10 protein-coding genes are annotated in these 12,672 nt (G+C 55.8%); 8 read left to right on the plus strand and 2 right to left on the minus strand.

Features of this window, described 5'->3' with window-relative positions:
* Together cysG and GNX18_RS04995 are read left to right on the plus strand one after the other, a co-directional pair.
* Positions 1-1,380 carry a siroheme synthase CysG gene (gene cysG / locus GNX18_RS04990; RefSeq protein ID WP_166215824.1) on the plus strand — a complete coding sequence of 460 codons (1,380 nt, stop codon included), beginning with the start codon at positions 1-3 and terminating at the stop codon, positions 1,378-1,380.
* A gap of 171 nt (positions 1,381-1,551) precedes the next feature.
* The gene (locus GNX18_RS04995; RefSeq protein WP_240914244.1) at positions 1,552-1,764 is read left to right on the plus strand and encodes a hypothetical protein; all 213 of its coding nucleotides are present in this window, start codon (positions 1,552-1,554) and stop codon (positions 1,762-1,764) included.
* A 43-nt stretch (positions 1,765-1,807) separates the two neighbouring features.
* Here GNX18_RS04995 and GNX18_RS05000 read toward each other — a convergent pair whose 3' ends face one another.
* Complete coding sequence (locus tag GNX18_RS05000) at positions 1,808-4,165, minus strand: penicillin acylase family protein (protein ID WP_166215827.1); 2,358 nt, start codon at positions 4,163-4,165, stop codon at positions 1,808-1,810.
* Positions 4,166-4,543: 378 nt separating this feature from the next.
* Here GNX18_RS05000 and GNX18_RS05005 point away from each other — a divergent pair, with 378 nt between their 5' ends.
* The 6 genes from GNX18_RS05005 to GNX18_RS05030 all read left to right on the plus strand — a co-directional run bounded on the left by GNX18_RS05005 (position 4,544) and on the right by GNX18_RS05030 (position 12,104).
* Complete coding sequence (locus GNX18_RS05005; protein WP_166215830.1) at positions 4,544-7,147, plus strand: TonB-dependent receptor; 2,604 nt, start codon at positions 4,544-4,546, stop codon at positions 7,145-7,147.
* Between the two features lie 188 nt (positions 7,148-7,335).
* On the plus strand, positions 7,336-8,724 hold the full coding sequence (gene egtB / locus GNX18_RS05010; RefSeq protein ID WP_166215833.1) for an ergothioneine biosynthesis protein EgtB: 1,389 nt from the start codon (positions 7,336-7,338) through the stop codon (positions 8,722-8,724).
* Entirely contained in the window at positions 8,721-9,701 is a 981-nt protein-coding gene (egtD, locus tag GNX18_RS05015) for an L-histidine N(alpha)-methyltransferase (protein ID WP_240914246.1), read from the plus strand. Before egtB ends, egtD begins: the two co-directional genes overlap by 4 nt.
* Positions 9,685-10,218 (plus strand): DUF411 domain-containing protein, encoded by a 534-nt coding sequence (locus GNX18_RS05020; protein WP_166215836.1) that lies wholly within the window; start codon positions 9,685-9,687, stop codon positions 10,216-10,218. Before egtD ends, GNX18_RS05020 begins: the two co-directional genes overlap by 17 nt.
* Before the next feature lie 85 nt (positions 10,219-10,303).
* Entirely contained in the window at positions 10,304-11,275 is a 972-nt protein-coding gene (locus tag GNX18_RS05025) for a hydrolase (protein WP_138236307.1), read from the plus strand.
* A gap of 94 nt (positions 11,276-11,369) precedes the next feature.
* Positions 11,370-12,104 (plus strand): hypothetical protein, encoded by a 735-nt coding sequence (locus GNX18_RS05030; protein WP_138236308.1) that lies wholly within the window; start codon positions 11,370-11,372, stop codon positions 12,102-12,104.
* Between the two features lie 196 nt (positions 12,105-12,300).
* Here the strand turns inward: GNX18_RS05030 and GNX18_RS05035 are convergent, their stop codons facing one another.
* Complete coding sequence (locus tag GNX18_RS05035; protein ID WP_166215839.1) at positions 12,301-12,633, minus strand: hypothetical protein; 333 nt, start codon at positions 12,631-12,633, stop codon at positions 12,301-12,303.
* Positions 12,634-12,672 lie beyond the last annotated feature (39 nt).

Here is a 12,672-nt window from a genome sequence, read left to right on the forward strand (position 1 = left end):
TTGCGTTACCTGCCTCTCGCTTTTGATTTGAAAAACCGCCCCTGCCTGATTATCGGGGGCGGTTCCATCGCCACGCGCAAAGCGCGGTTACTGAATAAAGCGGAGGCCCGCCTGCTGGTGGTGGCTCCGGACATTACCGATGAGCTGCGCCAGCTGGTCCTTGCCAGCGGCGGTGAGTACATCGTCGGCCGTTACCGCAGTGACCTGCTGGGTCAGGCAGAGATGGTGGTCGCCGCCACTGCCGACAGCGACGTCAACGCACAGGTCTCCGCCGATGCCCGCGCCCGGCGTCTGCCGGTAAATGTGGTGGACTCTCCGGAACTCTGTACATTTACCTTCCCCTCCATTGTCGAGCGCGGCCCGCTGGCCATCGGCATCTCCAGCGGCGGTTCTGCGCCGGTGCTTACCCGCATGCTGCGGGCCCAGATTGAAACCCTGCTTTCACCCGGTCTCGGCCTGATCGCCGAGCTGTCCGGCCGGCTGCGCGACAGCGTTAAAGCCGCACTGCCGGAGGCCCAGCGCAAAGACTTCTGGCACTGGGTATTCAACGGCCCGGTGGTCGGGCAGATAGAGCGCGGCCACAAAGCCGAAGCGGAACAGGCGGTGCTGGATGAACTGCAGCGCTGGCAGGACAAACCTGCGCCGAGCGGCGAGGTGTATCTGGTCGGCGGCGGCCCCGGCGACCCCGACCTTCTCACCTTCCGCGCCCTGCGCCTGATGCAACAGGCAGACGTGGTGCTCTACGACAGGCTGGTTTCCACGGAAGTGCTGGAGCTGGTACGTCGCGACGCTGAGCGTATCTACGTTGGCAAAATGAAGCAGTTCCACTCGGTGCCCCAGGACGACATCAACCAACTGCTGGTGGATCTCGCGAAAGAGGGTAAAAAGGTGCTGCGTCTGAAGGGCGGCGATCCATTTGTATTCGGCCGCGGCGGCGAGGAGATCGACAAGCTGGCGGAAGCCGGTGTGCCATTCCAGGTGGTGCCAGGTATTACAGCCGCCATCGGCTGCTCGGCGTATTCCGGTATTCCGCTGACCCACCGGGACCATGCGCAGTCCGTACGTTTTATTACCGGCCACCTGAAAGAGGGGGATCTGGTGCTGCCGTGGGAAGAACTCATCACCAAAAACCAGACTCTGGTCTTCTATATGGGCCTGACAGGCCTTCCCACCATTTCCGAAAAACTGATTGCTCACGGCATGGATGCGGATACGCCGGCGGCGCTGGTGGAAAAGGGGACTACCCGCGATCAGCGGGTGATCGTCGGCACCATTGGCACCTTGCCGGAACTGGCGGAAACCCACAAAGTTGAAGCACCGGCGCTGACCATCATTGGTGGGGTAGTGACCTTGCGTGAGAGCCTGGGCTGGTACCAGTAACGCCCCCTTTAACCGAGCATACCGACCGGTCAGGTGCGAGACGCGCCGCTTGCTGACAACAACCCGTCCACTGGCAAACCCCACTCTATACTGTAGGAGTTGTTTGCCAGTGGTGGTTTTATGTTGTGGATACTGCTTCGATTTTATTGCACGCTTCTGGTGCGTGGCTTTATGCCCCGGGAGAGTGAAATTGCACTGCCCAACGAAGAAGACAGCCATCTGCGTCGCTATTCCCGCAAATACCGGGTTAAACGTAACTGGGTGAAGAACCTATGGATTGGCTCTTCACTGCTGATGATCTGCTTCCCGCTGTTGCCTTTTGTTCTCGGGCTGGGGCTGTTTACTTCGTTCCTGTCTTTCGCAATTCTCGACGAAACGGCCTGAACTGAATCTGGTGCCTTGTCGCTCGCGAAGTGGTGACCGAAATTTATTTCAGTGTTAACACATAGGCTTGGGACTGTTCAGAGAAGCTTGAGGGATTACCTTCAACCCAGTCCCGATGGCCATTGCCGAAAAACGGCGACAACGGATGCGCGCTCTGGCCGGTGGCCATGTGGAAGATTCCACGCTCCTCGTAACCGGGCGCTACCACCATGCGCTCGGACGCACCGTTGGTGGATGACTGGAAGCGCGGCATGTGGGAATCGCCCGGTAGATGGTCCTCTGGCATGGCAGTAAACCAATTCACTGCAGCCACTGCGCGTCCAAGCGGGTGCTGGATCTTGGCAGCGTTCTGCGCCCCCCATGTCTGTTTCTCAAAAGGCAAGCCGCCTTCGGACATTTCCTCCAACACCTTGTCCAATGCTGCCAGTTTTAATGCCTTCCAGGATCTGAACTCTGGATTTAACAGGTGCGTCGGTTCGTGGGCCAGCATTTCCCATGCCGGGTATTCCACTTGACGGTTGACCCGCCCGAACTCGAAATCCGGGCTATGGCGCTGCATATACGTCAGCACTGGCGCGGTAGCCAGGTCGATAAAGCGCAGGCGGAAATTGCGCACGATGCGATAACCCACAGAGTCGGCACTGGCACGGCCGCCCCAGTTGATCACCTGGTGGCGCACCTGATCGTAACCGTCGACCGTGGAGAGCAGGGCGCTCAGTTGCTCCTGCCAGCGCTCAAGAAATACCGCGCGGTCGTCAAGCTGGATATTCAGCAGATCCTGCTCGGTAAAACGCTCGCGGGCAAACAGGTCATCACGGATCTGTTGCTGGCGTGCGCCGAGGGCATAGCCCCCGTCTCCCATCACTTTGAGGTATTGACCGTCCATAGTGCGGGAGTTTGCTGTCCAGATCCGATGGGAGGGTGGATTGTAGACATGCGGCTGCTCTTCCAGCGAAAGGTACCCGTCCCAGTATGCGGTGCCATCGGCCCAGCTTATTGAACGACTGCCGTCGAGGCCCACCCGGCGGGGAATTGGCCCGGCCACGGTCCAACCGATATTGCCGTCCACATCACCAATCACAAAATTCTGGTGCGGGAGACCCAGCTCCGGTGCCAGGTTCATGGCATCACGCGTGCTTGCGGTGGTTTCCAGTTTCAGGATATTCATATTGGCGCCGCGAGGATCGTGGGCAACCCAGCGATAGGCGAGGGGAACACCCTTGTGGTTTTCGGCAACCACAGGACCCCAGATAGTCTTGCGCACTTCAAGCCGGACCGGCGGTTTACCTTTGATCGCGATCTGTTCCGCTGCTATTTCGAAATCCTGCCAGCCATCGGGGGTGCGGTACTGTTTGCCGTCGGCGGATACATCCAGCGGAATCAGATCACCCCAGTCCGCAGTGGTATTGGTAAAACCCCAGGCAACCCTGCCGTTGCTGCCGGCAACAACGATGGGTCCGCCGGGCAGGGTGGCGCCACGCATCACGAAGTCAGTGCCGGGCACATTCCAGCCCGCGCGGAACCAGATATTCGGTACCGTGATAGCGAGGTGCATATCGTCGGCCACGATCGCCGCGCCGTGTTCTGTGAGTGCGCCGCCGACTACCCAGTTGTTGCTGCCGAAGATCATGTCTTCGCTTTCCATCTTCTGCTGCGCCATCGGCTCGTTATCCTGAACCAGTGCGGCGATATGAGTTTCCGGTAGCGCCAGAGGTCCGCGGGCGTCACCAATCAGAGGCGCATCCCAGATGCCGCCCTTGGGTACAAAGAATTCGTAAAGGTCAGCGGGCAGCAGATCTGCCAGTGCGTTGTCGCGCAACTCGAAATCGCCGGTATTGCTCTGCAAGGTCAGGTACATACTGAAAATGGCCAGCAGACTGTCGGCGGGAATCCAGGGGCGGGGCTCTGTGCGGAGCAGGGCGTATTCCCAGGGCGTGGCACCAAGCTGTTCCAGGCCGTAGTTCACACCGGAAGCGTAGTGCTCAAGCACCTGCCGTTGCTCTACCGGCATGGCGGCGATGTTGCGCTCGGCGCGGGCGCGGAACTGGTGAATCCGGATTTCCTGGTCGTGAGAAAGTGCCGCTTCACCCACTAGCTCCGATAACTCACCGGCGGAGTTGCGGCGTAGCAGATCCATCTGGAAGAAACGCTCCTGAGCATGCAGGAAGCCCAGTGCAAATGCGCTGTCGTTGCGATTTTCTGCCGTAATGAAGGCGATACCCTGCTCGTCGCGAGCGATGCTTACCGGGTTATCCAGCTGACCGGTGTGCAGCTCTCCATCGAGGAGCGGCAGGCTCTGGCGCAGCCAGATCCAGGTGGCCGCAGCAACTAGCAATAAAAGGACAGCCAGGGCAGTCAGGCCCTTAATCAGGCGGGCCGGCCAGGGGGAAATATTCAACATCGGTGCTTCTCTCGGGAAAAATCCAGAATCGTTATTTTGGGACTTAATCGGTCTTCCATCTATTTGTGTTCCGGCATGCTTTTGCCATCCGCTCCCTGGTACAACGCCGAAAAGTGTCACCGAGTCTAGCAGCGCCATGCTGCGTAAACTGGTTACCGGCGGACCTGTTCTGGTCAGAATACAGTGCTTTGGTTAATTTTAGCGCCAATTTGGCGTTAAAAGCCTCGCAGTAATCATGTAGAACTGACTGGTCACTACAACAAAGTCACAACAAGCTTTTCTTGGGACACGGCTACCCGTAAGATGGCCGAACATAACTATCCATAACAACAATTTTCCATCACGCTTTTCATATAACTAGAACGCGAGGACGCGATGATGTACGACGCCGATCAGTCCGGTAAAAACCGGTTCTTCACCCTGTCCACCCTTTCTGCCGCCATCGCTGTAACTACAGCGCTAAGTGGCGCTGCATCCGCTGCTGAGATTGAAGAAGTAGTGGTAACCGCGCAGAAGCGCGCGGAAAACCTGCAGGATGTTCCCATTGCCATTTCCGCTTTCACCGGCGACAACATGAAAGCGATGGGCGTAAAGAATCTGACCGACCTGGGTAAATTTACCCCGGGTGTGGAAATGAATAATGACACCCCGCTGCAGCCCACCTACAGTATTCGCGGTATCGAAACTGGTGACTTCACCGTAGGTTCTGACCCCGCGGTGGCCGTGTATGTAGACGGCGTGTATACCGGCCGCGGCGCCGGCGCTGAAATCCCGCTGGCGGATATTGAGCGTGTCGAGGTACTCAAAGGCCCCCAGGGCACCCTGTTTGGCCGCAACGCCACCGGCGGCGCCATCCATATCATTTCCCAGAAGCCACAGGCAGATGACACCTCCGAGCTGAATCTGACCGCGGGCAATTACGGCCGTCAATCTTCCGACCTGCTGTTGAACCGTCAACTGAGTGACAATCTGTACGCTCGCTTCACCGCATCCACCAACCGTCGCGATTCCTTCGCCGACAATCTGGCCGGCGGTTTCGATACCGGCAATATCGACACTCAGACCTATCGCGCCTCTCTGCTGTGGGAGCCGAGTGCCAATACCGAAGTTCTGTGGCGCGCGGATTACGGCATCATGGACCAGGGCAGTGCCCTGCGTACTTCCATTGTCCCGTCACTGCAGGCGGAAGCGGGTGGTACCGATGTGTTTGGCGACTACGCACTGGACACACCGACCATCGAAGACCGCGACTCCTGGGGTACCTCTCTGTCTATTGTGCACGACTTCGAAAACGTAACCTTTACCTCCATTACTGCCTATCGCGGTTTTGACGCGCACCTGCAGCAGGACGAAGATGGCACTGCCAACCCTGATTACAAGTTTGGCTCAGCCAACTTTGACGAGCAGACCCAATTTTCCCAGGAATTCCGTCTGAATGGCGCCACCGACACGCTAAAGTGGACCTTGGGCGCATCCTACTCCCGCGAGGAGCTGGAGCACGTGACCGACGCCTACTTTACTCCTGGTTCGCTGGAATCGTTTGCAGTATATGAAGGTGTAAAGGAACAGGTCGACGTGCTTGGCCTTGAGTTGACTACAACTCAAATTGAAAACATGGCGTATCTGCAGCGACAGGCAATGATCGCCGGTGGAATGGAAGGAGCGGCCGTCGCCACATTTGTATACGATCTGATGGTGCAATCCGGACAGGCTGATGGACTTCTTCAGTCATTAGGTGCGCCTACTGGTGTTACCGCTTCAATGCTTAATCGTGACCAAATGATTGCTCAGCTCACTCCCGGCATCCGTGATTGGGTTATGAACGGAGAGGATTGGAACGAATCCGTCATCAATACCGGTGACTACCGCTCTGCAGCCATTTACGGTGACGCGACTTGGTCATTGACCGACAAGCTGGATCTGACGGTGGGTGCGCGTTACACCGCAGATGATAAAGATTTTTCAATTGCGAGTTCCTATCAAAATACCTTGCCTGTCTCGCTGGCTGGAGGCCTAGTAGATGTGATGGGCCCGAATGGTGTCGTACTTTTCCAGATGCCTCTGCCTTCGCTACCTTCTTGTGAGAGTGTGCAAAGCGCACCTTGTATTCCTGCAGAGCGCTTTGGAATGGCGTTCAACAACAACGGTATTGCCGACCTCAAGCAGAAGCTGAGCGATTCCTGGAGTGATGTATCTGGACGTATCGTAGTGGACTACCGTTGGAACGATGACGTGATGACCTTCGTGTCTCTTGCCGACGGTTTCAAGGCCGGTGGTTTCAACAGTTTCAGTGCGGCGCCCGGTATTGATCCGTCCTTCGATCAGGAAGACGTGACCAACCTTGAAATCGGCCTGAAGAGCAGCCTGTTTGACAATGCTGTGCGCTTCAATGCGTCGGTATTCGCCTACGATTACAAGAACCTGCAGCAATTGGATCTGGTAGGGGCACCCATCCCCAACTACTACCTGCGCAATGCCGATGCTGAAGGCCGCGGTGCGGAATTTGAAATCCAGTGGGCGGCAACCGATAACCTGTTTATTGCCGGTAACTACTCGTTCCTTGATACCGAATACACCCGCTACCAGATCATTGAGTCCATCGGTGAGACCGAAGAAGAACATTCTCGCGTAGGTCAGCCCCGCGTTGGCACCCCCGAGAACAAGTTCAACCTGATGGCCGAGTACAGCTGGGAGCTGGCTGCTGGTGGAGATATGTCTATTCGCGGCGACTACAACTGGACTGACGAGCGCGTGGGCTCCATCAGCGATCCGGCCCGTGTGATCCCGGATTACCAGCTGATGAACCTGCGCGCTGGCTGGAACAGTGCGTCCGACCGTTACTCCGCGGCACTGTGGGTGCAGAACGTCACCGACGAGGAAATTGCCGGTGGCTACGGCGGTACCGGTGCGGCCATCGGCGCCAGCCCGGCTTGGCGCTTCATGCCCCGCATGTACGGCGCAGACTTCACTGTTCGCTTCTGATTCTGGCATCGCGCCAGAAATAAGAGGGCCGGCACAATGCCGGCCCTTTTTTTGCCTCAAATTTACGTTGTTCGCATAACAGGAAAATTCCTGGCGTTGTTTACGTCGTCAATTCCTCTGTTCAGATGGGAATCCGCCACAATGGTTGTATGATCAAAGGCAGTTTTCGCAGTTGACCGGGCCAGAGGATGAGTTTGATTTCTGACACAGGTTCAGGGGTATACACCAATGTCGTGAGCGAGCAGGTGTTCGACGACACGAACCGGGATCTCTCACTGGATGAGCGCGCTGCGCTGATTGATCAATTCCACTGGGTCCGCCGCGAGACCGAAAGTCTCACCGATCCGCTCTCCGCGGAAGATATGCAACTGCAGTCCATGGCCGATACCAGCCCGAGCAAATGGCACCTGGCCCACACCAGCTGGTTTTTTGAAACCTTCCTTCTGCGTGATGCACTGCCTGGGTATCGGGTGTTTGATCAAAGTTTTCATCACATTTTCAATTCCTACTACAACTCCCTCGGCCAACCCTTTTCCCGTCCGCAACGTGGTCTGTTGTCGCGTCCATCCATCGAACAGGTATTTTCCTACCGCGCCCATATAGATCGGCATATCGAACAGTGGCTGATAGAGGAAGATGTGACTGCGGCCCAGGCCGAATTGCTCACTTTAGGTATCCATCACGAGCAGCAGCATCAGGAACTGTTGCTGACGGATATTAAACACGCGTTTTCCCAAAACCCTGTATACCCCGCTTATCGCGAAGATCTGGATCAATTCGCGGATGAAGTCGATGGCGGCACACCACTAGAGTGGTTACATGTACCCGAGGATCACTACACCCTCGGTAGCGATGGAGAGGGTTTCGGCTTTGACAGTTTCAGTTTTGACAACGAGGGGCCGGCACACCAGCGGTTCCAGCCGGCATTTCGCATAGCATCGCGACTGATCACCAACGGTGAGTATTTGGAGTTCCTGCAGGATGGCGGTTACCGCGAACCACGGTTGTGGCTTTCAGACGGTTGGAGTCATATCCAGCAAACAACGAAGCCTGGAGTTCAGCAGGCGCCGCTCTACTGGCGGGAAATCGACGGCGAGTGGTTTCAATTCACCCTTGCGGGCTTGCAGCCGCTGGACCTGAATGCACCTGTGTGCCATGTCAGTTTCTATGAGGCAGATGCCTATGCCAGTTGGGCTGGGCGGCGCCTGCCCACGGAATTCGAGTGGGAAATTGCCGCTTGGTTGCACAGCAAAAAAGACGCAGTGCAAACCGCCAATCTGTTGGAAAACAGGCGCTTCCAACCGGTTGCAGAATACCCAACGGATGAACGCGATGTGCAACTGCTTGGCAATCTATGGCAATGGACTGCAAGCGCTTATGCGCCATATCCCGGGTATCGCGCCAGTAGCGAGGCGGTGGGTGAGTACAACGGCAAATTCATGTGCAATCAGATGGTACTGCGAGGTGGCTCCTGCGTCACACCGCGCAGCCATATCCGTATCAGTTATCGAAACTTCTTTTATCCGCACCAGGCCTGGCAGTTTACCGGCATCCGTCTGGCGGGAGATGTCCAATGAACATGGCTATTATCAACGCTAATAGGGTAGTTCCGCTGAGTGGCGAAGACTTTCGCGGGCAGTTCGAGCGGGATGTTCTGGCGGGGCTGTCAGCCTCACAGAAAACCCTGCCATGTAAATATCTTTACGACGAAACCGGATCAAAACTATTTGAAGCCATCTGCGAACTTGATGACTATTACCTTACCCGTACTGAAGCAACAATTTTCGCGCGCAGCCTGCAAGACATGGCAGTTACACTGGGTGATAGCGTTATCCTGATTGAGCCTGGTGCCGGCAACTGCGAAAAAGCCGAGCCCTTACTTGAGGCAATGGATAATCCCAGAGCTTATTTTCCCTTGGATATCTCTTCTGAGATTCTTCTGGCCGCTCAACATCGTATACGACACCGGCTTCCAGATCTGGAGATTGTCCCAGTCATTGGTGACTTTACCAGTGGTGACGCGTGGAGCCGCCTTCCAGTATCCAATGCGCGTAAAGTCATCTTTTTCCCTGGTTCCACCATCGGCAATTTTACGCCCGAGCAGGCTCGAGACTTGCTCGAACGCTTTGCTGAGAACCTCGACTCCGGCGACGGCCTGCTTTTGGGCGCGGATCTGGTGAAAGACTCCGTGATATTGGAGCGCGCCTATCACGACAGCAATCACATCACCGAGGCTTTCAATAAAAACCTGTTAACCCGTATTAACAGCGAGCTGAACGGTGACTTCAACACGGATGCATTCGCTCACCGGGCGTTTTATCACAGCCTGCGCCAGCGGGTGGAAATGCATCTGGTAAGCCTGGTGGAGCAGCACGTTTCCGTGTCGGGCCGGCACTTCTCTTTCACAGAAGGTGAAACCATTCATACGGAGAACAGCCACAAATACACTTTGCCCGGGCTTCAGACACTATTGCGCGATACCGGATTTTCCCCCGAAAAATATTGGACTGACGATAAACAACACTATGCCATCTGCTATGCCCACGTCCGCTGACTGCATCGGATATTCCGCGCGGATTATTCTTCTCGCCAGTCTGTTGTTCCTTGCCGCATTGACCGGTGCGTGTAGTAATACTGGCAACTATGGCGCCGCAAAGGAAAATGGAGCAGGGCGGCCGGAAGACATTATCGTCTACAAGTCGCCATTCTGTTTGTGCTGCAAGGAGTGGATGACTCACCTACAGCAGAACAACTTTTCCGTAGGCAGTGATAACGGGCTGGACACAGCAGCCGTCAAGCAGCGCTGGGGTATTCCAGCCAGTATGCAGGGTTGCCACACCGGTGTTTGGCGCAATCAGTACGTATTTGAAGGCCACGTGCCCGCACGCCTGATCCGCAAGTTTCTCGCCAACCCGCCGAAAGACAGTATCGGCCTGTCGGTGCCGGGCATGCCGAAAGGCAGCCCTGGTATGTACCGTGGCGGCGAGTTTGAACCTTATGTGGTGTATCAGATTCAACGGGATGGGGAATACCGGTTTTACGAAAAGGTAACCGCACCCGAAGCCTCATAAGCACCATTAACGATTGATCCCAATGCCCTGCGGCGCTAGGCTTGCAGCCTGAATTCTCCCAAGCTTTTCTCGCCCGGCGGCAGTCATGATTTCTCCGTTCACACCGGCCATTGGCCTCGGCAACTGCCACCTCCAGACCATTTTTTCCCGGTTTCACCGGCCCGAGCCGTGGATTCGCACCCAGTGCCAATGGCTGGATACACCGGATGGCGACCGCCTGGCGCTACACACACCGGCACAGCTGGTAGATGACCCCGCACGGCCACTGGTGCTGATTTTGCACGGGCTCGAGGGCTCGGTGGAATCGCCCTATGCGCAGGGACTGATGCATTCGTTGCTGGCGCTGAGTTTCCAGGTTGCTGTAATGCATTTCCGCGGCTGCGGTGGTATCCCCAACCTGTTGCCGCGCGCCTATCACAGTGGCGACAGCGAAGACCCTCGCTGGGTCGCCATGCAATTGCGCAACCGCTATCCATCGACACCGCTGATGGCCGTCGGCTACTCTCTCGGTGGCAATGTATTGCTCAAGTGGCTGGGTGAAGACGGAGAGGGCAGTCCATTGACCGCGGCAGTCTCCGTATCCGCACCGTTGGATCTGCATCTCTCCAGCCGTCGAATGAACAGCGGCTTCTCTCGTGTTTACCAGAAGCACCTGCTCGATAGCCTGCGAGAAAGCCTCTCCCGCAAGGCGCTCGATCCAGAAATGGCCCGGCAGATGCCGCCGCTGAACGCACCACATGTCTTCAGTAACTTCCGCCACTTCGACGATCATTTCACCGCGCCACTGCACGGATTCTCGGGCGTTGACGACTACTACACCCGAGCCTCCAGCCGGCCGCTGCTGCGCAAGGTAGCCAAGCCCACATTATTGATCCACGCCATAGACGACCCGTTCGTCTGTCCATCCGCAGTGCCCGGCCCGTCAGATGTGAGTGACCAGGTGACGCTTGCCATCAGCCAAAGGGGAGGGCATGTGGGGTTCATCAGCGGTGCTCTGTGGAAACCGCACTACTGGCTGGAATCGGCAATTCCTGATTTCCTGTCGCAATTCCGGTGAGTGAAACTGTGTCGATTAGACGAGGGGTATAGCTGCCAAAGAACAGAACTTTCAAGTCTATGGTCGGTCAAACCTGTAAACTGCTGAAAGGCCTATGGTGCCGATGGACGTCAGCGCAGTAACCCCTTTTAATACCGGCAGCAGGACGCCCGATACTGTACGTCTGGCGATTGCTTTGGCTGTTGCGCTTAGCGTACATGCTATATTGATCGTCATTCCGATATCACAGAATCCACGCATTCCCAACGCTCCAGCGAACAATCGTTCGCCACTTGAAATTAGGTTAATGCGCAGCGCAAATACCAAAGCCAGAAAAAAGCCAAAGATCAACGCTCTTTCCGTGCCAAATAAAAGCCACAACGCAGAGAATTTCAAAACCGTCGAAGCGGAGCAAACTCCTGCTACCTCAACGCCCGATATAGAAGTGCAGAAAGGTTTAAAAGCTAATCTGCTATCTACTGAGACGGTGGTAAGTCAGTCCACCACCGAGCTAAAACCTGAGATTCATTCAGCGAGGCCCCTCAAGCCAACGGATCAACCGGCTGATTCCGGAGCCAAAAGCCGATCTACTGTATTCGACCCGGAATTGCGGAAAAAACTGGTTCACGAACGCAATAAGATTCAGAAATTCCACGCCAACGATGCAGCGTATATGACGGCCACGGGTAAGTTCGTACAACAGGGGGACCGCTGTTGGGATGTCGTGAAATTAGCGCCCGACGATGAGATCGGTGGCTCAGAGCAGTGGTTCAGAAGGAAATGTCCAATGAATGTTTCCAGGCCTTCATCGGATACTGACCGGCTGGCAGAAAAGTATGGTCTTCCCTAACTTGACATCACTTCGCCCCTCGATCTTCTCACTCTGTGCCCGAACGCGATTTTCTGTCTGAACATAAACGGTATCCGTGGTTGCCATGCTGGAGTGCCTAAGGTCTTCCGAGAGATCCTTGAGCGCGCGCCCGCGCTCAACTTCTAACTAAAGGAAGCAGCCACTCATCTAGCACCACCGAACGGCAGCACTTACTTCAATGGTGAACGGCATAGGCAGGCTCCGGGATGGAGGCATCAACATAAAATGACATGTACTGGCGAAATGCCTTGGTCACAGTCACATCCTGAAGAACAATTCGCTCAGAGTCAGGCTGTTTTGTAATTAATTTCACCAGGCTCAGATGGTAATTACCAGCGCGGTTGGCCTTCAGGTGTTCATCGATAATTCCGACGAGTTGTTCCGCAAGGATGTACTCAGTGCCCTCATTCAGAAAGGCATCTTTCAATGATGTTTTGAATTCTTCCCAGCTAGATAGGGCAACGGAAAGACGTTCAATGGCGTGAAAAATCTGTTCTCCTGTTGTCATAAAATCCCCCTCAAGAAAAGAGGGCGAATCCTACTGGAG

Origin of the sequence: Microbulbifer sp. SH-1 (genome assembly GCF_011326135.1) — a bacterium.
Taxonomy (GTDB): Bacteria; Pseudomonadota; Gammaproteobacteria; order Pseudomonadales; family Cellvibrionaceae; genus Microbulbifer; species Microbulbifer harenosus.